This is a genomic window from Rouxiella silvae (assembly GCF_002093625.1).
In the GTDB taxonomy this organism is placed as follows: domain Bacteria; phylum Pseudomonadota; class Gammaproteobacteria; order Enterobacterales; family Enterobacteriaceae; genus Rouxiella; species Rouxiella silvae.
On record NZ_MRWD01000001.1, the window covers coordinates 171,357 to 197,520 of the forward strand.

Genomic DNA, 26,164 nt, shown 5'->3' on the forward strand with positions numbered 1-26,164 from the left:
GCGTTCTTAGAAACTGTAACCAATCACGGCGTAATAACCCCAACCGGTTGATTTAACATTAAAGTTGCCTTTGCCGAAGTTCAACTCAGTACCATCTTCCCACTGTCCGCCGTTGTGGAAGTAACGGGCAACCAGCGAGTAGTGCCAGTGTGAGTAGTTCAAGGCCAGAATATGGCTGGACGCAATGGAGTGATTGCTGCGCGCCGTGTTGCCGTTGTCGGCCAAGTCAGAACCCCAGTCAAAGTTGGTAAAGCCGATGTAGCTGACTTTTCCGCCCCAAACGTCGCCCAGTGGCAAGAAATACTTCACTTTGAAACGGTAGCCGTCCCACTGGTTTTCGTTCGCCGCGCCGTAGTTCTGCCACTGATATTTCGCATAAACGTTCAGCGACAGGTTAAGCGGGGTGTAAGTGTTGACGTCGGTACCCAGACCCATGTACCAGGTATTCTGGCGGTTGGCGTTATTTGGGCCCATATCGTAGATGTAGTTGTTAGCGAAGTACCACTCTTTGAAGGGGCCAAAGCTCAAGTCGGTGCCGGTCAGTTTATCAATCGAGAAGCGCGGTTCGATCTCCATAAATAGAGGTGAACCTACTTTCTTATCCCAGATACCGTTGTCGTTCCCATTGCCCACGCCAAAGAATTTTGGCACGTCAACGTAACCATAGAAGTCGAACCAGTCTTTGTGCGCGAAGGCTTCGTATTCAAGATACAGATCGTTGTTCAGCTGAGGTCCGAAACGCGTGTGATAACTGCCTACCACGTTTACGCTCTGGTGCCACCAGTCGGAGACGTATTGGTCCTTGGTGTCGTCCGCAAGCGTTTGCGCACTGTAGGAAGAAACGAGAAGTGCACCTGCCAGTAAAATTTTAGTTTTCATGAGTTACCAGAAGCAAAAAGGAAAGCAACTCCCTGCTATTAAGGAGACGATTGGGTGTATCAAAACGACAATGAACCACTGTTGCAAATGCTGCTGCATTCCGAAAAAGGTTTGCGTCCAACGAGACGTCGCATCGGAAAATTCTGCAACCAAACAATTTGTGCTACTTAATTATCGATTTGGTCAACATTTGTCAATTTCAGTTTCATTCTGATACACGTTTTATGTGATCACAATCACATAAGGTTCATCTTCCTGTGCTTCTGCTTTCCCAATACTCCCGATCACGCCTTGGCGGGCTGGTTACTGCGGTAAATCAATATCAGGGCGATAATCAGGCAAACGATCGCCGCAACGCGATGCCAGGAAAACGCGATCGCCGGATTGTCGAGCCAGCCAAAATTGTCAATCAGCATACCCATTGCCAACTGCCCGAGGATCACTGCCACTGTGGCAACGGCCGTACCAATTCTCGGCACCGCCGTGACCATGATAATGATGTAAGGCACGCCAAACAGTGCGCCCATTAGTTGCCATTTCGGCACGGTCAACAGAGTTGCAGTATGCGGAGTTTGTATAAACAGAATCAGTAAGCCAGTAATGAGCGCGCCCAGGCTAAAGGTCAGAAATGCGCTTTTCATCACGCCAACTTGAGCACCCAGCTTGCCATTGATGGCTGCCTGAATGCTTAATGCGGCACCAGCGACAATCGCCAATATAATCATGATTAGTTCAGTCATCGTATTTCTCTTGATGGTATTAGGGAGTGAAGATAAAGCGAAAACCCTTTACTGCCAGGCGATCAGTACCAATGCGGCAACAATGAACAGCAGGGCCAGCAAACGTTCGCGCCCTACCGGCTTTGGCTCGGTACCAAACCAGCCGTAGTGGTCAATCAGCAAACTTTTTGCCACCTGCCCCGACAGAATGCCAATCATGGTCATGCCGATACCAATAACCGGCGTAGTTAACGTCAGTACAATCACGTATACCGGTCCCAAAACACCGCCCAGCAGCGTCCAGGCCGGCTGAGAAGTATAAGCAGGCGCACCACGCGGGCTGAAAAACAGCACCAGCAGCAGTGTCAACGCCGCGCCAACGCCAAATATGCTCATGGTTGCCCACAGTTGGCCGACTTCGCTGCCCAGCGGACCAATCAGCCCTGCCTCAACCGACAGCCCCATCCCCCCAAGGACCACGACTAAAATCAGTAAAATATTCATCTCTTGTTTTGCCCCTGACTCGAAAATGCGTTGGCCTTTTGATTAACGCCGTGCGCAGTAAAACAAGGGGCGACTATACAGTGGCGCGATATTGCGAAAAACACGATAATAGGGAAAATACTTTTGCAGGATACGCAAAGATGGACGCATTTAATCAGCTCAGCATTAAATCACTGCGCCTGCTGGTTGCCGTGCTCGAACATGGCAGCTTTTCAGAGGTGGCGCGACGCGAGGCCATGTCGCCGTCAACCGTCTCGCGCACTATTCAGCAAATGGAACAGGTGCTGCAAACGCAGCTGTTGTATCGCAATACGCGCGCCGTTGTAGCCACCCAAGCGGGCGAAATGCTCGGCGTTCACGCTCGCCGAATTATGGAGCAGCTAGAGGAAGCGGCCGAGGGGCTACAGGAGAAGGAGTCGGATCCACGCGGGCGAATTCGCATTAATGCCCCGGTAGTGTTCGCCGAACGCCATCTTGCGCCCTGGCTGTTTGAGTTAGGCGAACGCTATCCACGCCTGCAAATTGAACTGATGCAAACCGACGATTTTATCGATCCCTTGCAGGATGCCACCGATTTGCTGATCCGCATCGGTGTGATGACCGATTCCACACTGCAAGCGCGCACGCTGGCGCAGCAGCGTTTTCGACTGGTGGTCAGCCCAAGCTATCTAAAAAGGTATGGAATGCCGTCATCACCGCAGGATTTGTCGCAGCACAGCTGTCTGGTGTTTAAGGGATTTGCAGGCTCCCAGCGCTGGTTTTTCAGAAAGGACAGTGACGTTTGGCAGCCTTACAGCTTTCAGGGGAAACTTACCGGTAACAATGCGCAAACCCTAACGCAGGCAGCAATCAGCGGCATGGGCTTTGCGCTGTTCCCCACCTGGCTCATCGGGGAGGCGCTGCGTGAGGGGCAACTGGTGGAGGCACTGACCGATTATCAGGTCTCCACCTCGCTGGAGCCGCAAACTATTTCCGCGCTTTATCCCAACAGCCGCCGCCTGTCGAACAAGGTGCGAGCAGTGATCGACTTCCTGTTGGATAAGTACGGCCAGCCTGCTTATTGGGATCGCTAAACGCCTAATCGTGACGCGAAAGCTTGGCTCTTGAAATGCTTTCCCACACTGCAACAACGATAACAATCAGCGTGGTCAATCCGTTGACCATCAGCAAGTCGGTGACAAAGCTTATTGGAATCAACACCAGCAAGGCCAGAATACCGACCAGATGTGAGAGCGGCACGCGCCGATAAACAAACAGTTTGTACACTGCATTGGCGCATAAATAGGCTAGTGGTCCTCCTATCAACACCGCCGCCGTGATGGCATTGATATGTCGATCCGGCTCGTTGATCACTAACTCATTGGCCACTGCGCAAACGATAATGGCCCCCACCAAGACAACGTGCACGTAGTGAAACCTTGCCCCCATCTGGCCGGGATCGGCGGCATGTGCTATCGCCTCACTGCCCGCTTTGCTGCTAGTGTCAAAGTAGATCCACCACAGCGCCAGACTGCCAACAAATGCCACCAGCGAAGCGATAACAATCGGCGCACTCCAGTGTGGCAGTTCACTCAGCGTCGCGCCGGTGATCAAAATGGTTTCGCCCAAGGCAACAATGACAAACAGCTGATTGCGCTCGGCCAGATGGTGCCCTTCAATGATCCATTCACGGCTACTGCTGGAGCGACCAAGACCGGGCAGTGGAAAGCCAAACATTGGCGAAAAATATTCGCACAGCACGGCGATAGTCCACAGCAGCAGGCGCGTTTCCCCTTCGCTTAAACCACCGGAAAGCCAAAAAACTGCCGATATGCTTACCCAACCGAGGATCCGTTTGAAATTACTGGCCAGCGCGTGCCGCCAACCGAGCATCATCAATACACACAGTGTGCGCCCGACCTGAATCAGTACCAAAAACAGCGCAAACACCAAACCGCGATCGCCGAAGGCCTCCGGAATAGCCGAGGACATAAACAGGCCCATTAGCATGATGGCAAAAAGCATCAGCCTTACGCTGCGCATATCTGGGTTGAACCAGTTAGTGACCCAGACGGTGTATTGCCAGGCAAGCCAGACAGCAAACCACATTACCAGCGTTTCCACGGCGCCAACCCAGCTCAAATGATGGAGTAAATAGTGGGAAAGCTGAGTAACCGCAAAGACATAAATGAGATCGAACAGCAGTTCAGAATAAGAAACTGAGGCTTCGTGGCCGTTTCGTACGCGCAATAGCGGGTGAGATTGACTCATGCTGATCCCTCGAAAACGCAAAAATACCCGACATAAAAAAAGAGATAACCCGAAGATTATCTCTTTTCATGATGCCTCAACTCCGCGAGTTGGTAAATCTGCACTTATCGGCTTTGTTGAGCCACAGTTTTAGGGTGTCACTTTTTAGCAGGCTCAGTGCGCACTGGCGCGCCGTTTGCCTGATAATACTGAGTGGTGCTTCTTGGCAACGGCTGACGACCGCGAATGACGTCGGCAATTTTCTCGGCAATCATGATAGTGGTCGCATTCAGATTGCCGGTGATGATTTGCGGCATAATCGACGCATCCACAACCCGTAATCCTTGCATGCCGTGCACGCGCCCCTGCCCGTCAACCACGGCCATTTCATCGCTACCCATTTTACAGGTACACGAAGGATGGAAGGCAGTCTCGGCGTGCTGGCGTACAAACTCGTCCAGCTCCTCATCGGTCTGCACCTCGATACCTGGGCTGATTTCACGCCCGCGATACGGGTCGAGCGCCGGCTGGTTCATGATTTCACGGGTGATGCGAATCGCATCGCGGAACTCGTGCCAGTCCTGCTCGCTAGACATATAGTTGAACAAAATGCTCGGATGTTGGCGTGGATCTTTCGATTTCACCTGCACACGCCCGCGGCTTGGCGAACGCATTGAGCCGACGTGCGCCTGGAATCCATGCTCTTTCACACCGTTGCTGCCGTTGTAATTAATGGCAACCGGCAGGAAGTGATACTGAATATTTGGCCAGGTAAACTCTTCACGGCTGCGGATAAAGCCGCCTGCTTCAAACTGATTGCTCGCGCCCACGCCGGTGCCATTAAACAGCCATTCGGCGCCAATTTTAGGCTGATTGAACCATTGCAGTGCCGGATACAGAGAAACAGGCTGGGTGCAGCTGTACTGCAAATACATTTCCAGATGATCTTGTAAATTCTCACCGACGCCTGGCAGGTCGTGCACCACCGGGATATCGAGCGAATTGAGCAGCGCTGCCGGACCTACGCCCGAGCGCTGAAGGATTTGTGGCGAGGCAATGGCGCCGCCGCACAGCAGCACTTCACGTTTGGCACGCACTTCAATCGGCTTAACGTCGTCGCCTTTGAGATAGCTGACGCCGGTAGCTTTCTTGCCGTCAAACAGAATGCGGTCAGTGGTAGCGTGGGTCACAATGGTCAGGTTGGCACGCGGCTTGGCCTGATCAAGATATCCGCGCGCGGTGCTCGCACGACGGCCTTTCGGCGTAACGGTGCGGTCCATCGGACCAAAACCTTCCTGCTGATAACCGTTTAAATCGTCAGTACGCGGATAACCGGCCTGCACGCCCGCTTCAATCATCGCGTGGAACAGCGGATTGTTACCGGCTTTCGGCGTAGTCACGCTAACCGGGCCCTCTTCGCCGTGGAAATCATTGGCGCCAATATCGCGCGTTTCCGCTTTACGGAAATAAGGCAGGCAGTCAAGATAGCTCCAGTTTTCAAGACCGGGTGCAGTAGCCCAGTTGTCGAAGTCCATCGCATTACCACGGATGTAACACATGCCGTTGATAAGCGACGAACCGCCAAGGCCTTTACCTCGACCACACTCCATGCGGCGGTTGTTCATATGCGGTTCTGGGTCAGTTTCATAGGCCCAGTTATAGCGACGCCCCTGCAAAGGGAATGCCAGCGCGGCAGGCATTTGCGTGCGGAAATCGGCACGATAGTCAGGGCCGCCCGCTTCAAGCAGCAGCACTTTTACGCTGCTGTCTTCAGTCAGTCGGGTCGCTAATACGTTGCCAGCAGAACCGGCACCGATGATGATGTAATCGTAATCCATATCAATCTCCTCTTGCAGTCGGCGGTTAAAAGACCGAACTAAATTCGCCCAGCTCAACCTGCACGGATTTGATTTGTGTGTAATGTTCAAGGGTGCTGACGCCGTTTTCACGACCCACGCCCGAATGCTTGTAGCCGCCAACCGGCATTTCAGCCGCCGATTCGCCCCAGGTATTGATCCAGCAAATACCCGCTTCAAGCTGATGAATAACGCGGTGCGCAGTGTTCAGATCACGCGTGACCAACCCGGCGGCTAGGCCGTAATTAGTGTCATTAGCGCGACGAATCACTTCTTCTTCGCTTTCATAGCCGAGAATGCTCATTACTGGCCCAAAGATCTCTTCGCGGACAATTTCCATCTGATCCGTGCAATCGGTGAACACCGTCGGTGCCACAAATGCGCCTTTGGCGTATTCACCGTGGATAACACGTTCGCCGCCAATTAACAGGCGCGCGCCTTCACGTTTGCCGCTCTCGATAAAGCGCAGCACGTTTTCCATATGGGCGAAACTGACCAGTGGGCCAAAGTTAACGGCTTCGTCGGTCGGCTGACCGAGTTTGATACGCTTAACGCGCTCAACAATTTTGGCTTCAAATTCCGCCTGCTGTGCTTTAGGCACAAACACGCGCGTGCCGTTGGTGCAGACCTGACCAGAGCTGTAGAAATTGGCCATCATCGCAATATCCGCCGCTTTGTCTAAATCGGCATCTGGGAAGACGATCAGCGGCGACTTGCCGCCAAGCTCCATCGTGACCTCTTTCAAGGTTGACGCCGAAGCGCTGGCCATCACTTTCTTGCCAGTGACTACCCCGCCAGTGAACGATATTTTCGCAATGCCGGGATGCTCAGTGAGGTATTGACCAATCTCGGCCCCCTTGCCGGTCAGCACGCTGAAGACGCCGTCGGGTACGCCCGCTTCGCTGTAGATTTCGGCCAGTTTAAGCGCGGTCAGCGAGGTGACTTCACTTGGCTTAAAGATCATCGCATTGCCCGCCGCCAAGGCCGGGGCCGACTTCCACAGAGCAATCTGAATCGGATAGTTCCACGCACCGATACCGGCAACAACGCCCAGCGGCTCGCGGCGAGTATAGACGAACGAACTGTCGCGCAGCGGGATCTGCTGGCCTTCAATCGCCGGAATTAATCCTGCGTAATACTCAAGCACGTCGGCGCCGGTCACGATATCAACCGCAGTGGTTTCAGACAGCGGCTTACCGGTGTCCAGTGTTTCAAGCTGCGCCAGTTCATCATTGCGCTCGCGCAAAATATCGACGGCCTTACGCAGGATACGTGAACGTTGCATGGCGGTCATCGCGGCCCACAGTTTCTGTCCTTTGTGCGCAGCTTCAACCGCACGGTCGAGATCTTCTCGGGTTGCACAAGCAACCTCGGCAAGCGTTTCGCCGTTGGCCGGATTGATGGCCGGAAAAGTTTCACCGCCGGTGCTGTCCTGATAGCGACCGTCGATATAAAGTTTTTGCATGCCAAAGCGGGACATAAATTCTCCTGTTTCAAAGCGGGTAGCGAAGGCCTCACGACCTTTACTGGGTAGCAGACTGTGCCAGTGATTCGATATAGCGATGCGTAATCATTAACGCTTCCTGACGGTCAAACACTTTATGACTCAGTGCACTGCGTAACCACAGACCGTCAATCAGTCCTGCCAGGCCTTTCGCTGCCAGACGCGCCTCGTGATGAGGTAAAAAACGTCGAAATTCGACGCATAGATTCGAGTAGAGCCTTCTGCTGTTGACCTGTTGCAAACGATACAGTTCAGGGTGATGCATGCTGCTGGCCCAAAACGCCAGCCAGGTTTTCATCGCCGGATCGTTAGTCTGTCCTTCATCAAAGTTTGCCTGGGCAATTGCCCGCAAGCGCGCCGTGGGCGAATCATCATTAAGCGTAGCCAGTCTCAGCTTGACGCTGTCGCCAAGGTGACTGAGCAAATAACGCATCGTCGCCTCAAGCAGACCGTTCTTGTCACGAAAATAGTGACTGATAATGCCGTTAGACACGCCCGCTCGACGAGCAATCTGCGCAATAGAGGCTTCCGGCATGCCAACCTCGTTGATGGCGGCCAGCGTCGCCTCGATTAACTGCTGTCGCCGAATCGGCTGCATTCCAACTTTGGGCATGGACTCCACTCCTGAAAAAGGCGTTTTGAAACGGCTGTTTTGACGCCGGTTTCACTGTCAGTTAACGCCGTAACTGCCCCTATTAAACTTTTTTTTGATTGAACGTTCAATAAAAAATGCATATATTTTATTACCACCTGGTTACGGAATTGTGCTCAAAATGCACTAATATCTTTGGCAAGTGGTTGATAAAAAGTAAGTTACCGGCTCTATTGCGGCTTACTGATTTTCAGGTTGATGATTGAGATTTAAAGCCAGTGCACTCAGCGGATCTCCTGTCTGGACATTTTTTTCGCCTTTGAAAACGACGTCCTCGGTGTTCTTGATATGCGCTAAGGCGCGCTGCTTTATCAACTCATCACACACCTTCATTTATGATTTTTTTTACCTTTGATGAACGGGAAAACGATGGCTTCTGTTGAACTTTCGGATAAACCTAAAGACTCACTAAACAAGGTGGTGTTTTTTACCTCGGCGGGGCTCATTTTAGCCTTCACGCTGATGACAATTTTCTTCACTGATATCTCGGGAAGGGCGATTAGCGTCGCGCTGGAATGGGTATCGGCGACTTTCGGCTGGTATTACATGCTCGCCGCCACGCTTTACATTGTGTTTGTGGTATTTATCGCCGCCTCACGTTTTGGCTCAATCAAGCTCGGGCCCGAGCAGTCAAAACCCGAATTCTCGATGATGAGTTGGGCATCCATGCTGTTTGCCGCCGGTATCGGTATCGACCTGATGTTCTTCTCGGTCGCTGAACCGGTGACGCAATATATGATGCCGCCTGAGGGACAGGGGCAAAATATAGAAGCGGCCAGGCAGGCGATGGTCTGGACGCTATTCCACTACGGCCTCACCGGTTGGTCGATGTACGCGCTGATGGGTATTGCGCTGGGCTACTTTAGCTATCGCTACAACCTGCCGCTGACCATTCGCTCAGCGCTGTACCCTATTTTTGGCAAGAAAATCTATGGCCCAATCGGCCACAGCGTGGACATTGCCGCCGTGGTCGGCACGATCTTCGGCATCGCCACGACGCTGGGTATCGGTGTAGTTCAGCTTAACTACGGGCTGAAAGTCCTGTTCCACATTCCTGAAGGTTTAGGGGTGCAAGCGGCGTTGATCCTGCTGTCGGTGGTGATGGCGACGGTATCGGTGACCTCGGGGGTGAATAAAGGGATCCGTATTCTTTCCGAGCTTAACGTGCTGCTGGCGCTGGGTCTGATACTGTTCCTGCTGTTCTTTGGCAACACCGAGTTCCTGCTTAATGCACTGGTCCTGAACATCGGTGACTACGTGAATCGCTTTATGGGCATGACCCTTAACACCTTCGCCTTTGACCGCCCAACGCAGTGGATGAACAGCTGGACTCTGTTCTTCTGGGCCTGGTGGGTTGCCTGGTCGCCGTTTGTCGGCCTGTTCTTGGCGCGTATTTCACGTGGCAGAACCATTCGTCAGTTCGTGCTGGGTACGTTGATCATTCCCTTTGTATTTACGCTATTCTGGCTGTCAATTTTTGGTAACAGTGCGCTGTACCAGATTATGCATGGCAATCTGGATTTCGCGAATGAGGTGATTGCTCACCCTGAGCGCGGCGTTTATAGCCTGCTGGCGCAGTATCCAGGCTTTACCTTTAGCGCCTCAGTGGCAACGATTACCGGCTTACTGTTTTACGTTACTTCGGCGGATTCCGGCTCACTGGTGCTGGGTAACTTTACGTCGAAACTGGTCGATATCAACAACGATGCGCCAAACTGGCTGCGTATCTTCTGGTCGATTACCATTGGTGTACTGACTCTTGGCATGCTGATGACCGACGGCGTTTCTGCACTGCAAAACACGACGGTTATTATGGGCCTGCCGTTTAGTTTCGTGATTTTCTTTATCATGGCGGGACTGTATAAATCGCTGCGACTCGAGGATTTTCGCCGCGCCAGTACGCAGCAGAACTTCGCCCCGGCGACGCCTTCAACCGGTGATGCCGCACTGAACTGGAAACAGCGCCTGTCGCGGGTAATGAACTTCCCAGGCACCACGCACACGCAGAAAATGCTCGATATTGTCTGCCGCCCTGCGATGCAGGACGTGGCCAACGAGTTGAAACTGCGCGGCGCGAAGGTGGAATTTAGCGAAGCCGAGGCCTTGGAAGATGAAAAACTCAATCATCTGGAGCTGTTGGTGAAACTGGGCGAAGAGCAGAACTTTATCTATCAAATCTGGCCACAGCGCTACGCGGTGCCAGGCTTTACCTACCGCGCACGTTCGGGAAAATCGCACTACTACCGGCTGGAGACTTTCCTGCTCGAGGGTACGCAGGGTAATGACTTGATGGACTTCACCAAGCATCAGGTGATCAATGATATCCTCGACCAGTACGAGCGACATTTGAACTTCCTGCATATTAATCGGGAAGCGCCGGGGAATACGTTGACGTTTCCCGAGTAACGAGTTGGATCGTAGGTAGGTAGTTTTTTGATAAAACCGCCGAATTGATTTTTTCAGATCAAGGCGGCGGTTTTTTTATTGCATGGTAAATTTGAAATTAAAAATTCATCTCTTATCTATAGCGTTTACCGTTCGATCTAACAGAATTCCGCCTGATGAACATCGCGGCTTTTAATGCCCGCGTTGTTCATTTTCTCACGCGCTTCCTCAATATCTCCCTGCTCAATCTCCAGCTTTTCCTGCGTGCTGCCTGCATGAGGATTTAGCGCCAGCTCAACCATGATCGGGAAATGATCGGAGCCCATCGGTTCGAGGCGTTTTAGGTCGACCAAGGTAAACTCTTTACTGTGAAAAACGTGGTCCAGCGGCCAACGCAGGAACGGGTAGCTGGCATGGAAAGTGTTAAACATTCCACGCCCACGCCTTGGGTCCAACAAGCCGCTGATTTTCATAAATAAACGAGTCGTGCGCGACCACGCAACGTCGTTCAGATCGCCGGTCACAATGGTCGGATAAGAAGCACGCGCGGCCGTGTGGCCCACGGCAATAAGTTCGCCGTCGCGATTGGTCGATTCGTCGTCCTCGGTTGGACTCGGCGGCATCGGGTGCAGACAGTGCATTACCACCTGCTCGCCGCCGGATAGCTCGACGCGAAAATGCATCGAAGGAATACCCTCGGCCACCAGATACTGAACTTTCGCCTCAAACAGCGGCAGGCGTGAGTAAACGTGCATGCCGTATAAATTATCCAGCGGACATTTTAGGCTGTGCGGATACTCGGCATCAAGCGGCGACATCTGCTGCTCCCACCAACGATCGGTTTCAAGCAGCACAATGACGTCAGGCTGATTTTTTCCGATGATTTCCAGCAGTTTTCCTGACTTTCGGTTGGTCATCAACACGTTGCAGTTGATGATTTTAATGCGTGAATGTTCGCTGGCAGGCGTTTTCTTGACCTGCACTTTGGCTAACCCCGTGTAGGGAAAAATCCACCAGCTCTGATAAAAAGTACAGCCCAGTGCCAGCAGCACGATAAACCCCGCCAACGGCCCGCCGCCGGGCAGCAGGTACAGTTCAACGAGCAGGAATATTAGGGAAAGTACCGCCATTTGCAGACGGGGGAAATCCCATACCCTCACCCACCAACGCTGGTTGCGGGAGAGGGGTAACACAGTTAATAACGTCATCACTACGGTGAGAATTGCCACCACCAGACGTGCATTATGCATTTTTGCTTCTCATTTTGATGCCGGTGTCTGCACGTGGCACCAGTTATGCTGCTCCACAATGCCACCATTAGGCGAGGTATATCCCATGCAGCCTAATATACTGTCGAACAGTTTCTCATGATAGGCCGGCGTCTTATTCTTCGCCATCAGCTGTAATTGATCGAATGCTTGGCGATTCTGACTGTTAGCAAGGAACTTATCGGAAGCCCACACCATAATCGGCACACTTCTCTGCTCAATCGGCGCATGATCGCGCGGCGTACCGTGGAAGTGCATATTTTGAGAAATCGATTCACCGTGATCGGAGGCATAGAACACAATGGCATTTTTGTTGCGCACCTGATCAAACACCTGCTCGAGGAAATAGTCGGTATACAGCAGCGAGTTGTCATAAGCGTTAATCATCTCATCCGTTGAACAAGAATCGTCAATGCCCATGCATTCCGGGGTATAGCGCGCAAAACTGCGCGGATAACGTTCTGAATAGAGATAATGCGAGCCTTTGGTGTGCAGGATAATCAAGTGCTTGCCGTTAGGATGATTGGCGATAGAGTCTTTCATTTCGTCTATCAGCAGCATGTCATCAACCGGTTTCCCGGCGTTGCGCTTCTCTGAGCCGATGCTTTCGCGAAGGGAATAGTCATCTGCGTTGGTTTTGTTGTAGAACCAGGCCTCACTTTGCATTGAATAAAGGTCAGAGCTGAAACCCTGCTTTTTCAACACCGAGAAAACATTCATCTCTTTAAGCGTGCGCTCTGGGTTGTCTCTCGCACCGCCCATACGAACAAACATGCAGCGCAGTGAAAGTTTAGTCGAGGTATCGCAAGAATAGCCCTGTAGAGCTGCAAGATTTTTCTCTTTATCAAGATTCGGCGTGTTGTCTCGCCCATAGCCATACAGACCCATATGGTCTCGGCGGGCGCTTTCACCAATCACGAACACCACGTACAGATCGTTGACGTCCTTTGGCGGCTGATAGGTGAAATGTTTAGCGGGGTCGAAAAGATTTTTGGTGTCTTCCGACTGACTGTAGGAGCTGTAAATAAACAGGCCCAGCGCGGAAAGCCAGTTGGATGGCGAGTACGTGCCAGCGACTACGCCGCCATAGCTTGCCATCATGCGGTTACTGACGCGATCGTGCGCTTCCTGCGCATCGCCCATCAGTTTGAGCGGCAACCAGCAGGCCAGCCCGCTTACGGCCAGCAGCACCAGTTTGGCCAGCAGCATACGCCAGGTGGTTTCACGCAGCGCCGCGCCTGGCATCCTGCTTCCCCACAGCATAATCAGCGGTATCAGACTACCCAGAACTGTCCAAATCATGAAATGCGTGCCGACGGACTCTTTTGAGAGATCTACCGAATCGAAGGCCAACGCCGAGGCCAATATTCCATAACCGATGTCAACATTGAACACGATCATGTAGTAACCGGCGGCAACAGAAGCGACAACTACCAGACTCAGAAGAAGCCGATAGACTGTTTTACCGGTAAACGACACCAGCGTGGTGAGGAAATAGACCAGCGCAAAGGCGGCCAGCATTTCAACCATCAGCGAGAGGGCGTTGTTGTAATGAAGTTGATTGTAGCGGCGGTAAAAAATCGGGATGTTAAGCAGTATTCCCAAATATAAAGCAATAAATAGTGAAATCTTCTGCTGTGACAGTTCTCGTAGTTTATACATCAGTCGGTAAAAGCTCTTTCAAAGGTTCTGTTTGCGTATGCTGCGCGCCCGTGCCGGCGCCAACGACTCAAGTGAGTTCATTAAAGTGACTGCCGATAACGCTATCAGACATTAAAAGTGCCAAAATCGTTTTAATTTCATTTATTACAGAGGCTTAAATAATGTAACAATATTAACGATATCCTTATATTTCATGGCATTAAAAAATATTTAAAAACTCATTTTTTACGCTTTATTGATAATTTATTTAGGTTGCGACGGCTATCAATGATGATGAGGGGCTTGGAAAGACCAGCGTAAAGCGGATTTTCCCAGTCGAGAGTGTACGCACTGTGACACTGCCGTGATGCAGCGCCATAATCGCCTGCACAATCGACAAGCCCAGGCCGTTAGAACTCCCGCCCTCACTGCGCGAAGGGTCGGCACGATAAAATCGGTCAAACAGTTTATCGATTTTATCGGCTGGGATCGCCGGTCCGGAATTGTCGACATTGACCAGCGTTCGCTGGGCTTGATGTTCAACCGAAACCTGAACTTCGCTGTCTTCATCGCCATAGTTAATGGCGTTAGCGACTAGGTTGCTCAGCGCGCGTTGAAAAAGCAGCGCATCGGCTAAAACTACGCCCTCCCCTTCACAGCAAAGGCGAATACCGCGCTCTTCAGCCAGCCCCTCAAAATAATCCACCACGCGCAGAGTTTCATTCTCTAGCGACAGTGGAGCAATGTTGAGCACCGAACGGGCGTGGGAGGCACGCGCAAGAAACAGAATGTTCTCGATCATCCGCGAAATGCGTTCCAGTTCGCCCATGTTGTTCGCCAGCAGCGTTTCGTATTCTTCGGTGGTTCGGGTCTGATAAAGCGCCACCTGACAGTGCCCCATCAACGCGCCCACCGGCGTGCGAATTTCGTGCGCCAAATCGGCCGAAAACTGGTTCAGCCGTTGATATCCTTCAGCAAGCCTGTCAAGCATGGCATTAAATGAGCGGATCAACTGCTGCAGCTCAAGCGGCGCGCCCTGCTCGCTGAGCCGAGTGGCCAAGCTGGTGGGGTGGATCCCCGCCGCTTCCTGCGCCATTTTTTTCAATGGTCGCAGACCACGGCGGATAACCATGTAACCCAATCCGGCGATCAGCACGTAGGCCAACAGCACTGAGCCGATAATTTCCCAACGGAATGCCACCAGCATACGGGTTTCACCGGTCATGAAGTGACCCGCCAGGATTTCAACAGTTTGACCGTTTTTCATGCGCACGTTGGCGGCGGCAAAACGCACCGGCGTATCATCATCAGCCTGAATATGATGAACGCTGTTTAAGGTTAAGTCTTCACTAGCAGGCACCGCCGTTACGTTGGGTAGCGCGATGTGTGATGGATTAACGTTGATGATTGGCGCCTGGCCCAACAGCCGGAACTGCAAAATATCGCGCTCGTTGCCGAGCATATTCTCAAAAAGCCCGGGATTTTGGCTGAGTTGTGTCAGTGGAAAATTATTGCCCAGCAGCTGACGGAAGTACTGCACCCGTCCGGCCACCTGATAATCCGCCCGGCGGATCATCTCTTTTTCAATGGCGTAATACAGATAAAAACCCACGCTGCTCACCACCAGCGCGGCAATCAGTGCGAATAAAAGCGTCGCACGAAGGGTGAGTGAAAAAGAAGAACTGGCTGATTTACTCATAATCTCGCACTTCGCAGACATAGCCGATACCGCGCACGGTATGGATAAGTTTTACATCATAGGGACGGTCGATTTTACTGCGTAGGCGTTTTACCGCCACATCTACCACGTTGGTATCACTGTCGAAGTTCATGTCCCACACCTGCGAGGCTATCATGGTACGCGACAGCACCTCACCCTCACGGCGCATCAGCAAGTGGAGCAGCATAAACTCTTTGTTGGTCAGCGGGATAACCGTTTCCTGACGTGTCACTCTGCGCCTCAATACGTCGATGTGCAGGTCGGCCAGAGAATAGGTATCGGACTCGCGCACCGTGCCGCGACGCAGTAAAGTTCGTACCCGAAGCATTAACTCAGTGAATGAAAAAGGTTTGATGAGGTAGTCATCTGCGCCCAACTCCAGCCCGTGAATGCGGTCCTGAACCTCATCTCTGGCCGTTAAAAACAGCACCGGTACGTCGCTCTTTTTACGCAGCACTTCCATCACTTGCCAGCCGTTGAGTCCCGGCAACATCACATCGAGAATAACGGCATCAAAGCTGTCTTCCAGCGCCAGGAAAAGGCCGTCAGCGCCGTTACGTGCCAAATCGACACGATAGCCAGCCTCGCCGAGACCTTTCTTAAGGTAGTCGCCAGTGCTGACATCATCTTCAATAACCAGTATCCGCATTCGTGCCTCGTTGACCCGCTGTTCTGCATTAAGTCTATCAGTTCTGTTCGAAACCTTTGATGACAATATTGTCATCAACCTGTCATCAATGAGTCCCTGTTTATCGTTCACTCTGACTATCATTAGTAAACGAACTGTTTAACAAGCTGCTGATTTTTTAAATGACGTGTTACCCACCCGCTCCTGTTGAGGGGTGCGAATTTCTTATCTATTTCTCATACGAATAATTTGGAGAGTATTATGATTAAGTCCTCACGCCTTGCCGGTCTGCTTCTTTCTTCACTGCTGATGACCAGCGGTGCTTTCGCAGCCGACGCCAGCAATACTATCAAACCGACGCGCGGCACTATCGACTCCGTGACGCCAACCTCCATCGTTATGACCACCCGTCAGGGCGAAAAGCTTGACGTCAAGCTGACCGACCAGACAAAAATCACTCAGGTGACCAAAGGCAAAATGTCTGATATTCAGGCAGACAGCTTTATTGGTACCGCGGCGGTTCCACAGGCTGATGGCACCCTAAAAGCGCTGGAAGTACACGTATTCGCACCAAGCCTGCGCGGCAGTGGTGAAGGCTTTAACCCGTTTGAATCTGCCGACGGCAAAATCAATACCATGACCAATGGTACTGTCGGCAAGCTGGTTAACAGCAATGGTCGTACTCTGACAGTGAAATATCAGAACGGCGAAAAAACCGTTGTTGTACCGGATAACGTGCCGGTTGTGCTGCTGGCGCCGGGCGATCGCAGCCTGCTGAAAGCAGGTGCACACATTGTACTTTTCCCAGTTAAAGACGCGCAGGGCGCACTGGCTGCTCGCGGTATCGCGGCAGGTAAAGACGGCGTAACCCCGCCGATGTAATCATGCTTTAAACCAGCTTCAGTCCGCTAAATTCTGTGTCTGCGCTTCTCAGGCGGACTGGAGCTGACCTCCCCCAAGGACACTCTGATGCGTAAAAAAAGAATCCATCCCTGGCCGGTGAGGCTCTGTCACTGGATAAATCTGCTGGTGATGATTGGCATGGTGATGAGCGGTTGGGGTATCTACAATGCCGACCCCATATTTAACTTTACCTTCCCGCAGAGCGCCACGCTGGGTGGCTGGCTGGGCGGCAACATCGGCTGGCATCTGGCGGTGATGTGGGTTTTAGCCGCCAATGGGCTGTTCTACGTACTGTGGGGCTTGTTCAGCGGTCACTTCAGGCAGCGTTTTTTCCCGTTTACTCCGACCTCGGTTTGGCACGATTTTATCAGCGCTCTGCGCTTTCGCCTTTCCCATAAATCTACCCAATACAATGCCGTGCAAAAGCTGATGTACGTCGGCGTTCTGTTGCTCGGATTATTGCTGGTGCTGTCGGGTTTATCCATCTGGAAACCGGTGCAATTCAGCGGACTGGTGTATTTGATGGGCGGGTTTACGATTGCCCGTTATGTTCATTTTTTTGCCATGAGCGGCATCATGCTGTTCGTCGTGGTACACGTCGTTATGGTCGCGCTGGTGCCAAAAACATTACCCAGCATGATTACCGGTGGTAACGCGGTGATTAAAAATTCAGGAGAGAGCGCCGATGAGTAATGAAAAAAAGCGGCCAAAAATTATTCTCGAACCGGACCAACGCAAAAAACTGGTTAATATCGAGCGCCGGTTGCTGATCAAATCAGGCCTCACACTCGGCGCGGTCTCGATGCTCACGGGTTGTAACATGCAGGACGGTGACGAGGTTGATAAGGTGCTGTGGGCGATGTCTCGCTGGAACGACAGAGTGCAGAACTGGTTGTTCAGCGGCCAGAAGTTAGCGCAAACTTACTCGGCAGACCAGATAACCAAGCCCTTTCGCTTCAACGCTTTCTATCCTGAGTATAACGTCCCAGAAATCGACATTCCCAACTATCGCCTTGAAGTCTCAGGCAAAGTTGAGAAAAAGGCGTCATGGACGCTGGAACAGTTAAAGCAGTTACCGCAAAGCAGTCAGATAACGCGCCTTATTTGTATTGAAGGCTGGAGCGCCATTGGTCAATGGAGCGGCGTGCCGCTTAAAACCTTTTTGCAGCACGTAGGCGCAGATTTGAACTGCAAATACGTCGGCTTTAAGTGCGACGATCGCTACTATTCCAGCATTGATATGGCAACCGCACTGCATCCGCAAACCATTCTGGCATTAGACTTTGGCGGAGAACCGCTGCCGCCTGATTTTGGCTATCCGCTGCGCCTAAGAATGCCGACCAAACTTGGCTTTAAGAATGCCAAACATATTGGGGGTATTTTCGTTACCGACACTTATCCGGGCGGATATTGGGAAGATCAGGGATATAACTGGTACAGCGGTATCTAGATTAGAAAGACAGAAAAAGAAAAACCGCCCCAAGAGGCGGTTTTTTTTCGAAGCATCGTTGCCTGTTGCCGTTAAGCGCCAGGCAACCACATTTCGGTAATTAGAAGCGGTAACCCACGCCTGCGATCCAAGTGCCAACGTCAACACTGCGGATACGGCTTTGCTCGTAAGAAACGTCCAGAGCCACGTTTTCCATAGGGTTGAACTGAAGACCTGCACCGTAAGAGAAACCAACGTCGCTGGTGTCAGACTTCTGACGCAGAACGGTAGAGTCTGGGTTTTCGGTGCTGCTGAATTTGCCGTAACCGATACCCACAACGCCGTACACGCTTGCCCAATCGTTCAGACGGTAAGCTGGACCTGCGGTGATGCCGTAGTACTGACCTTTCTGGTAAGAGTTGTCAGTTAAAGAGTGATCTTTCTCGATGTAGGTGAAAGATCCGATAACGCCCAGTGGGTTGTTATCTTGCTCGTAACGGTATTTCAAGTTGAAACCGGTCGCTTTGTTAACTACGCCTTGAGCGTCGCCCTGCGCGTAACCCGCAGTAACGGTGCTGGTGTCAGCGAATGCACTTGAAGTACCTAAAGCTACTACGCAAGCTAATGCGGAAAGACATGCAATTTTTTTCATAACCACCTCAAAAAAGGGAACCAAATTAACCTTCACCATTAAAATATAACAAATAGCAGTGTGAAACTCTGCCTTAATTAAGATGTCCAACACACCCTATGGTGTAACAAAAAGTTTCCATATAGACGTATGACACTAATTTAAAACAGTTTTATTGCTGAAATACTATAAGATAAACTTATTGAACTTTTTCATATTAGCGGAATATTCCTAATCTACTGACCAAATAAGCAGCGGTTTTTGCGGTAATTTCTCGCTTACAGGTCATTGAGGAGAAAGTTTTTTTACTTTTTATCCGCTCGAATCCACTAATGATTGCAGCTTCTCAGTACAATGATGGCGATTTACCCAACCTTTACACTCGCAGACATAAAAGTATGGATACAGAGTCCTTGAAAAATCACGCCTCCGAACAAAATTCTCAAGCATCAATGGAAGATTCGCTGCCGGTGCATGCCAAAGTGCACAACCCGCTTATCGCCGTCGCCATGATACTGATAGCCATGCTCTCACTGCAGGGTGGCGCAGCATTGGCCAAATCCTTATTCCCCATTGTCGGCTCGCAGGGCGTCACCGCGCTGCGTCTGGGAATGGGCTCACTGATTTTACTGCTCTACTTCAGACCTTGGCGCCTAAAAGTGCGCGGCGGCAACCTTCGTTCACTGCTGATTTATGGCCTTGCACTAGGGTGTATGAATTATACCTTCTATCTGGCGATTCGCACGGTGCCCCTCGGCATTGCGGTAGCACTGGAGTTTACCGGTCCGCTGGCGGTCGCGATGTTCTCGTCGCGACGTCCGATTGATTTTGTCTGGGTACTGCTGGCAGTGATTGGCCTATGGTTTCTTTTACCTATCGGGCACAGCGTTTCTGGCATCGACCCTACCGGTGCCTGCTTTGCCCTGATAGCCGGTGCTTGTTGGGCGGTCTACATCCTCGCAGGACAGCGCGCTGGCAGCAGCTACGGGCCTGGCACGGCGGCGTTAGGCTCAACCATTGGCGCACTGATATTTTGTCCCATCGGCATTGCACAGGCACAAAGCGGGCTTTTTAGCTTGGATATTTTGCCAATAGGTCTCGGAATTGCCCTGCTCAGCTCCGCACTGCCCTATTCGCTTGAGATGATGGCATTAACGCGCCTACCGGCTAAAACCTTTGGCACGTTGATGAGCATGGAACCTGCGATGGCGGCCTTTTCGGGGATTCTATTTCTCGACGAGTTGCTTACGCCGATGCAGTGGCTGGCGCTAATCGCCATTATTGCTGCCTCGGCGGGATCGACCTTGACCGTGCAAAAGCGCTCGAAAATTCGAGCAATTAAAGTCGATCCGCAATAATTTTTAAGAAATTATTTTCCTAAAAATCAATTAATTACCCTATTTTTGGAAAATAAAATGCATTTTGTCTGATTTCTTTGCATCCAAAGCGCGAGTTGGGTCGTATGTACTAATGTTAGGCAACATTACAACACTCAACTTCAAAGGATTACATCATGAAAACTTTTATCCGTACCGCTCTGTGCGTTTCAGTTTTGTTCAGCACCGCGTCAATGGCTGCAATGATGTCAGATAACACCACGATGGTTGGCGGCGCTGCGATGTACCCGTCAAAAAATATTGTTGAGAATGCCGTTAATTCAAAAGATCACACCACGCTGGTCGCCGCTGTTAAAGCTGCTGGCCTAGTCGATACCCTGGAAAGCAAAGGTCCGTTTACTGTATTTGCACCGACTGACGCAGCTTTCGCCAAACTGCCAGCGGGCACCGTTGCCAATTTGGTTAAGCCTGAAAACAAGGCCACGTTGACGAGCATTCTGACTTATCACGTGGTAGCCGGTAAGTATGAAATGAAAGACCTCGAAAAACTTCTGAAACAGGGTGGTGGCCACGCAGAGCTGAAAACCGTTAATGGTCAGGCTTTGTGGTTGATTAGCAACGGCCCGCACAACATTCAGTTGAAAGATGCCAAAGGTGACGTGGCCAACATCAGCACCTATGATGTGATTCAGAAAAATGGCGTAATCGACGTTATTGACACAGTTCTTATGCCTAAATAAATACCGTCTCCTATACTAGCTGTGTCCCTGTCGGGGCACGGCCGAGGGATGCAGTAACGTCGGCGTGCTGCATCCTTGAGTTTTTAGGAAAACGAATGAAAGACAGCGCGTTAGAAAAAAATCTCACCGACGGCCAGCTGCATAGTGAACTGATGCAGGCCATTGCCGCCGGTGACCGTCAGGCCTTTGAACACCTGTACCGCTTAACCTCACCTCGCCTCTTTGCCGTCGCGTTGCGCATGCTGCGCCGTCACGCCTGGGCCGAAGAAGTGCTGCACGACAGCTATATTACTGCCTGGAACCGCGCTTCATCCTATAATCCAACGCTGAGTTCTCCCATGACGTGGCTGACGCATATCGTTCGCAACCGTGCTATTGACTGGATGCGCGGCAGTGATAATCAGTGGCAGGAGTTGGAAGAAGGCGTTGAAGACAGTTTGAACGAAGAGGTCGATCAACCGCTTAACCGTCTGCAGCATGACAGTGATGCGAAAAAACTGGCGGAATGTCTAGGGCACTTGCCCGTAGAACAAAGACAAAGCCTGGTGTTAGCTTACTACCAGGGACTCTCGCATGGCGAAGTTTCCGACCATTTGCAACAACCTCTCGGCACGATAAAAAGTTGGATCCGTCGCGCCCTGGAACACTTAAAGACTTGCGTGGGCCTATGAAAAACAGACGGGAGTATCAGGCCGCTCTGTCGGCGGAATATGCGCTTGGCACCTTGAGAGGGCCGGCGAGACTGCAGTTTGAGAAACAGATGCAGCAGGACCCGGAGTTGGCGGCGGAAGTCGCACGCTGGCAGGAGGCCTTTGCGCAGTTGGACAATTCACTGACCCCGGTAGCTCCTCCTGAATCGGTGTGGAAACGCATTCAACTTCAGTTGCCTCCCAAACCGGTGCAAATGACACCCCTACCGTCAACGGCGTCAGGTTCGCGCGTTCGCTACATCAATCGAGCGACGCTGGGCTGGGCTGTTGCCGCCTGCCTGGCGGCGGTATTACTGGTCCCGAGGCTGTGGGAAAATAGCGCTGTAAAATCACCCGCCATGACCCCAGTCGCTGTATTAGCCAACAGTGATGCATCGGCAAACGCCGGGCAGTGGGTCGTAACAGCGAATAACACCACCCAGCAGTTGACGCTAACCCCGCTGCATGCGGCGGCTATTTCTACCGACCGCAGTCTTGAGCTGTGGGTTATTCCGGCCGGTGGTAAACCTAAATCCCTGGGGCTGCTTAACAATAGCGCAGCAACCCAGCTGGCGATGAATGACAATGTGGCAGCAGGTGGGGCGTTACTGGCGATTAGTCTGGAACCTAAAGGGGGTTCTCCGACCGGACAACCTACCGGTGCGGTTCTATACAGCGGCAAGATCGTACTGTAATCACAACGTCATTTTATATTAAGGGGCCGCAAGGCCCCCTTAATATATACAGATTCTTTTATTCGCATATCACCCCCTCACCTATTAATATCTCGTAACACAGAATTATCCTAATAAAGCACCCAACTCTGGATGTAAAAGTGAATGACAATAAATTTCATTAACACTTCAAACACACCATAAAATAAAGTTAAAAAATAAAACCATAATAATCATACAGTTAATTAAAAAATTACACGCAAGGGTTGATATCCATGCGCTTAGGACTTAGGTTATTGAGTAACGAAGTGAAATATAAAGCTTAATTAATCGAGTGATTCACTCATTATTTAACAGCTTGTTTTTTCTTTATTAGATTGTAGCTATAAGATTGATAGGTAATATTTTCCAACGGAATAGTCAAAGCTTGCTATACTTATTTCCGTGTTCAAATTACTTCACAGACTAAACAGATAACGACTCACTGAAGAGGATATTAATGATGAGTACCGCTAAACTGGTAAAAACGAAATCTTCAGAACTTCTATTTACACGCAATGATGTAGATGAAAGCACTAAACTTGACACCATTAAGGTTCTCAACAAGTTGGTAACCGAGTTCATTGACCTGTCGCTAATCACTAAACAGGCCCATTGGAACATGCGCGGTGCTAACTTCATCGGTGTGCACGAAATGCTGGACGGCTTCCGTACGGCGATTATCGATCACCAAGATACCATCGCAGAACGCGTTGTTCAGCTGGGTGGCGTAGCGCTGGGTACCGTTCAGGTTGTTAATGACAAAACGCCTTTGAAAAGTTATCCAACGAACATCCACACCGTGCAGGAGCATTTGAAAGCTCTGGCAGAACGCTATGCGGTAGTCGCCAACGATACACGTAAAGCGATTAATCAGGTTGAAGATGAAGATACTGCCGATATCTTTACCGCCGCATCACGTGACCTCGATAAATTCCTGTGGTTTATCGAATCAAACATCGAATAAGCGCTTACATTGCTGAAAGGCAGTGTTACTCGTGAGAATCAATGCAATGGGGGGCTACGGCTCCCCTTATTTTTTATCTTTAATACTCCCCCACCTTTGATTTCCTCCCCCCATTTAGTGTGTTTACTGCCTTTAACTCAAATAATCGAGCATGCACCATAAAAGTGCCTTCAAAGTCAATATTGCCACCAGCATTGTTTTAAAGCACACTAGCCGCTCTAAAAAATGGCAGTGAATATACAAATCAAGACAATTTGTTAGAATATTTACGCATTTTCTGTTTAACAATGTTAATAAATACGCAGTTTTAGAATAAAAATTAGTTTAGCCTAGTGGTTCGCACCAAAATGGACATTAGCGAAAACACAAGGCACCAAATTGGTGCAAAACCCGGTATGTTTTAGCATTTCATGCCAACTGATGGTGACTAACCCTTTGAATTTTAAGAGGTGTGAAAAAGCGGCATATTTTTTGCTTATCACCCCAAGTAACAAGAAAAGGGGTTGTTTTTCCCATAAATATACAAAGGAAATTGCACTTATGAAGTCGATGTTAAAAGTTTCCCTGGCAGCGCTGACGCTGGCCTTTGCAGTAAGCTCCCACGCAGCAGAAGAAAAACTTGTCGTAGCTACCGATACCGCATTCGTTCCTTTTGAATTTAAACAAGGTGACAAATACGTCGGTTTCGATATCGACCTTTGGGCCGCATTGGCTAAAGAAATGAAAGTCTCTTATACCTTAAAGCCTATGGACTTTGACGGTATCATTCCTGCTCTGCAGACCAAAAACATTGACTTGGCTCTGGCCGGTATCACCATTACTCCTCAACGCGCTCAGGCAGTTGATTTCTCCGACGGCTACTACACCAGCGGCCTGATCACCATGGTGAAATCAGACAACAAAGACATTAAAAGCACCGCTGACCTGAACGGGAAAGTGGTTGCAGTGAAAAGTGGCACCAGCTCTGTTAACTACCTTGCTGCCAACCTAAAACCAAAAGACGTTCGCCAGTTCCCTAACATCGACAGCGCCTACATGGAGCTGGGTACCGGTCGTGCAGACGCCGTACTGTTCGATGCACCCAACATTCAGTACTACATCAAGACTGCTGGTCACGGCAACTTCAAGACTGTAGGTCCGGCTGTTGCAGGTCAGGACTACGGCGTAGCCTTCCCGAAAGGCAGCCCACTGCGTGAAAAAGTTAACGCCGCATTGAAAACTCTGCGCGCTAACGGCACCTATGCAGAAATCTATAAAAAATGGTTCGACGCAGAACCTAAATAATTGCAGTAATGAGATATAGTCCAGGCGTTAAAACGTGGGGCTATATCACCGACCCTGAGTGAATGTTCACCAGGGTCGGCTTGTTTTGTTTATCAGGAGATTAATCCATGCAGTTTGACTGGAGCGTTGTTTGGGCCGCTCTTCCTATACTTCTTGAAGGCGCCAAGATGACCCTGTGGATTTCTATCCTGGGTTTAGTTGGGGGCGTAATTATCGGCGTCATTGCGGGCTTCGCGCGCGCGTTTGGCGGCGTAATCAGTCGTAATATTGCTCTGGTGTTTATCGAGCTTATTCGCGGTACTCCTATCGTTGTCCAGGTTATGTTTATCTATTTTGCCCTGCCAATGATGATAAGCGGCCTGCGAATTGATCCCTTTACCGCAGCCGTTGTAACGATTGTTATCAACTCCGGTGCCTACATCGCAGAAATTACCCGCGGTGCGGTACAGTCCATCAATCGTGGCTTTAACGAAGCGGGCTTGGCCCTGGGACTCTCCCGCCGTGCGACGCTGCGTTACATCATCATGCCGCTGGCTTTGCGCCGCATGTTGCCGCCGTTGGGTAACCAATGGATCGTCAGTATTAAAGATACCTCGCTGTTTATTGTTATCGGCGTAGCGGAACTCACTCGTCAAGGTCAGGAAATCATTGCCGGTAACTTCCGCGCAATGGAAATCTGGAGTGCTGTTGCCGTTATCTATCTGATCATCACGCTGGCACTGAGCTTTGCGATGCGCCGCTTAGAACGCAAACTGAAAATTTTATGATTGAATTTAAAAACGTTTCCAAACACTTTGGTAAAACCCAGGTGTTACACAATATCGACCTGAACATTAAACAGGGCGAAGTCGTGGTTATCATCGGCCCTTCAGGCTCCGGCAAGTCCACCCTGCTGCGCTGCATCAATAAACTGGAAGAAATTACTTCCGGTGAGCTGATTGTCGATGGCCTTAAAGTTAATGACCCTAAAGTTGATGACCGCCTTATCCGCCAGGAAGCAGGCATGGTTTTCCAACAGTTTCACCTGTTCCCGCACATGACTGCGTTGGAAAACGTGGCCTTTGGCCCAATCCGCGTTCGCGGTGCGAGCAAAGAAGAGGCACAGAAACTGGCGAAAGAGCTGCTGGCAAAAGTAGGATTATCTGAAAGGGCGCACCATTACCCTTCTGAGCTTTCCGGCGGTCAACAGCAGCGTGTGGCTATCGCCCGTGCGCTGGCGGTCAAGCCTAAGCTCATGCTGTTTGATGAACCAACGTCGGCGCTTGACCCTGAGCTGCGCCACGAAGTGCTGACCGTTATGAAGGATCTGGCGGAAGAAGGCATGACGATGGTTATCGTGACCCACGAAGTCGGCTTTGCAGAAAAAGTCGCTTCACGCCTGATCTTTATCGATAAAGGCCGCGTTGCTGAAGATGGCCCTCCGGCAGAGCTAATTGCTAACCCGCCAAGCGAACGCCTGCGCGAGTTCCTGCAGCACGTCTCATAA

Annotated in this window: 25 protein-coding genes; 13 read left to right on the forward strand and 12 right to left on the reverse strand. The window is 50.9% G+C overall.

Annotated features, from left to right (window positions below; all coding sequences use genetic code 11):
• Positions 1–6 precede the first annotated feature (6 nt).
• From BS639_RS00755 to BS639_RS00765, 3 genes are all read right to left on the reverse strand, one after another.
• Positions 7–879, reverse strand: a complete 873-nt coding sequence (locus BS639_RS00755; protein ID WP_055777758.1) for a nucleoside-specific channel-forming protein Tsx — start codon at positions 877–879, stop codon at positions 7–9.
• Positions 880–1,163: 284 nt separating this feature from the next.
• A complete protein-coding gene (locus tag BS639_RS00760) occupies positions 1,164–1,619 on the reverse strand; it encodes a DMT family transporter (protein WP_055777755.1) in 456 nt (151 codons plus the stop codon).
• 48 nt (positions 1,620–1,667) lie between these two features.
• Positions 1,668–2,102 carry a DMT family transporter gene (locus BS639_RS00765; protein ID WP_055777752.1) on the reverse strand — a complete coding sequence of 145 codons (435 nt, stop codon included), beginning with the start codon at positions 2,100–2,102 and terminating at the stop codon, positions 1,668–1,670.
• A gap of 140 nt (positions 2,103–2,242) precedes the next feature.
• Here BS639_RS00765 and BS639_RS00770 point away from each other — a divergent pair, with 140 nt between their 5' ends.
• Positions 2,243–3,175, forward strand: coding sequence for a LysR family transcriptional regulator (locus BS639_RS00770; protein WP_084981976.1), 933 nt, complete (start codon positions 2,243–2,245; stop codon positions 3,173–3,175).
• Between the two features lie 4 nt (positions 3,176–3,179).
• Here BS639_RS00770 and BS639_RS00775 read toward each other — a convergent pair whose 3' ends face one another.
• From BS639_RS00775 to betI, 4 genes are all read right to left on the reverse strand, one after another.
• On the reverse strand, positions 3,180–4,352 hold the full coding sequence (locus tag BS639_RS00775) for a low temperature requirement protein A (protein WP_084981977.1): 1,173 nt from the start codon (positions 4,350–4,352) through the stop codon (positions 3,180–3,182).
• Positions 4,353–4,489: 137 nt separating this feature from the next.
• Complete coding sequence (betA, locus tag BS639_RS00780) at positions 4,490–6,169, reverse strand: choline dehydrogenase (protein WP_084981978.1); 1,680 nt, start codon at positions 6,167–6,169, stop codon at positions 4,490–4,492.
• A gap of 25 nt (positions 6,170–6,194) precedes the next feature.
• Entirely contained in the window at positions 6,195–7,667 is a 1,473-nt protein-coding gene (gene betB, locus BS639_RS00785; RefSeq protein ID WP_084981979.1) for a betaine-aldehyde dehydrogenase, read from the reverse strand.
• Between the two features lie 43 nt (positions 7,668–7,710).
• Positions 7,711–8,304: a transcriptional regulator BetI gene (gene betI / locus BS639_RS00790; protein WP_055777737.1), complete on the reverse strand. Its 594-nt coding sequence runs from the start codon at positions 8,302–8,304 to the stop codon at positions 7,711–7,713.
• Between the two features lie 408 nt (positions 8,305–8,712).
• Between betI and BS639_RS00795 the strand changes: the two genes are divergently transcribed.
• Positions 8,713–10,749 carry a choline transporter gene (locus BS639_RS00795; protein ID WP_055777735.1) on the forward strand — a complete coding sequence of 679 codons (2,037 nt, stop codon included), beginning with the start codon at positions 8,713–8,715 and terminating at the stop codon, positions 10,747–10,749.
• Between the two features lie 137 nt (positions 10,750–10,886).
• Here BS639_RS00795 and BS639_RS00800 read toward each other — a convergent pair whose 3' ends face one another.
• The 4 genes from BS639_RS00800 to BS639_RS00815 form a co-directional block, all read right to left on the reverse strand.
• Positions 10,887–11,978, reverse strand: a complete 1,092-nt coding sequence (locus tag BS639_RS00800) for an endonuclease/exonuclease/phosphatase family protein (protein ID WP_055777732.1) — start codon at positions 11,976–11,978, stop codon at positions 10,887–10,889.
• A gap of 9 nt (positions 11,979–11,987) precedes the next feature.
• On the reverse strand, positions 11,988–13,658 hold the full coding sequence (eptB, locus tag BS639_RS00805) for a kdo(2)-lipid A phosphoethanolamine 7''-transferase (RefSeq protein WP_055777729.1): 1,671 nt from the start codon (positions 13,656–13,658) through the stop codon (positions 11,988–11,990).
• A gap of 247 nt (positions 13,659–13,905) precedes the next feature.
• Positions 13,906–15,336 (reverse strand): heavy metal sensor histidine kinase, encoded by a 1,431-nt coding sequence (locus tag BS639_RS00810; RefSeq protein ID WP_084981980.1) that lies wholly within the window; start codon positions 15,334–15,336, stop codon positions 13,906–13,908.
• Positions 15,329–16,006, reverse strand: a complete 678-nt coding sequence (locus BS639_RS00815; protein WP_055777723.1) for a heavy metal response regulator transcription factor — start codon at positions 16,004–16,006, stop codon at positions 15,329–15,331. Before BS639_RS00815 ends, BS639_RS00810 begins: the two co-directional genes overlap by 8 nt.
• Before the next feature lie 240 nt (positions 16,007–16,246).
• Between BS639_RS00815 and BS639_RS00820 the strand changes: the two genes are divergently transcribed.
• The 3 genes from BS639_RS00820 to BS639_RS00830 all read left to right on the forward strand — a co-directional run bounded on the left by BS639_RS00820 (position 16,247) and on the right by BS639_RS00830 (position 18,338).
• A complete protein-coding gene (locus tag BS639_RS00820; protein ID WP_055777722.1) occupies positions 16,247–16,867 on the forward strand; it encodes a hypothetical protein in 621 nt (206 codons plus the stop codon).
• Positions 16,868–16,954: 87 nt separating this feature from the next.
• Positions 16,955–17,581 carry a cytochrome b/b6 domain-containing protein gene (locus BS639_RS00825; protein WP_084981981.1) on the forward strand — a complete coding sequence of 209 codons (627 nt, stop codon included), beginning with the start codon at positions 16,955–16,957 and terminating at the stop codon, positions 17,579–17,581.
• Positions 17,574–18,338 (forward strand): molybdopterin-dependent oxidoreductase, encoded by a 765-nt coding sequence (locus BS639_RS00830; RefSeq protein WP_055777716.1) that lies wholly within the window; start codon positions 17,574–17,576, stop codon positions 18,336–18,338. Before BS639_RS00825 ends, BS639_RS00830 begins: the two co-directional genes overlap by 8 nt.
• Before the next feature lie 100 nt (positions 18,339–18,438).
• Here the strand turns inward: BS639_RS00830 and ompX are convergent, their stop codons facing one another.
• On the reverse strand, positions 18,439–18,969 hold the full coding sequence (ompX, locus tag BS639_RS00835) for an outer membrane protein OmpX (protein WP_055778256.1): 531 nt from the start codon (positions 18,967–18,969) through the stop codon (positions 18,439–18,441).
• A gap of 431 nt (positions 18,970–19,400) precedes the next feature.
• Here ompX and rhtA point away from each other — a divergent pair, with 431 nt between their 5' ends.
• From rhtA to glnQ, 8 genes are all read left to right on the forward strand, one after another.
• Positions 19,401–20,306 (forward strand): threonine/homoserine exporter RhtA, encoded by a 906-nt coding sequence (rhtA, locus tag BS639_RS00840; protein WP_139804022.1) that lies wholly within the window; start codon positions 19,401–19,403, stop codon positions 20,304–20,306.
• 155 nt (positions 20,307–20,461) lie between these two features.
• Positions 20,462–21,025, forward strand: coding sequence for a fasciclin domain-containing protein (locus BS639_RS00845; RefSeq protein WP_055777713.1), 564 nt, complete (start codon positions 20,462–20,464; stop codon positions 21,023–21,025).
• Positions 21,026–21,120: 95 nt separating this feature from the next.
• Positions 21,121–21,696, forward strand: a complete 576-nt coding sequence (locus tag BS639_RS00850) for an RNA polymerase sigma factor (RefSeq protein WP_055777711.1) — start codon at positions 21,121–21,123, stop codon at positions 21,694–21,696.
• On the forward strand, positions 21,693–22,409 hold the full coding sequence (locus BS639_RS00855; RefSeq protein ID WP_055777708.1) for an anti-sigma factor: 717 nt from the start codon (positions 21,693–21,695) through the stop codon (positions 22,407–22,409). Before BS639_RS00850 ends, BS639_RS00855 begins: the two co-directional genes overlap by 4 nt.
• A gap of 481 nt (positions 22,410–22,890) precedes the next feature.
• On the forward strand, positions 22,891–23,394 hold the full coding sequence (dps, locus tag BS639_RS00860) for a DNA starvation/stationary phase protection protein Dps (protein WP_055778250.1): 504 nt from the start codon (positions 22,891–22,893) through the stop codon (positions 23,392–23,394).
• A 540-nt stretch (positions 23,395–23,934) separates the two neighbouring features.
• On the forward strand, positions 23,935–24,678 hold the full coding sequence (gene glnH / locus BS639_RS00865) for a glutamine ABC transporter substrate-binding protein GlnH (protein WP_055777705.1): 744 nt from the start codon (positions 23,935–23,937) through the stop codon (positions 24,676–24,678).
• Positions 24,679–24,785: 107 nt separating this feature from the next.
• Positions 24,786–25,445, forward strand: a complete 660-nt coding sequence (gene glnP, locus BS639_RS00870; RefSeq protein ID WP_055777702.1) for a glutamine ABC transporter permease GlnP — start codon at positions 24,786–24,788, stop codon at positions 25,443–25,445.
• The gene (gene glnQ / locus BS639_RS00875) at positions 25,442–26,164 is read left to right on the forward strand and encodes a glutamine ABC transporter ATP-binding protein GlnQ (protein WP_055777699.1); all 723 of its coding nucleotides are present in this window, start codon (positions 25,442–25,444) and stop codon (positions 26,162–26,164) included. Before glnP ends, glnQ begins: the two co-directional genes overlap by 4 nt.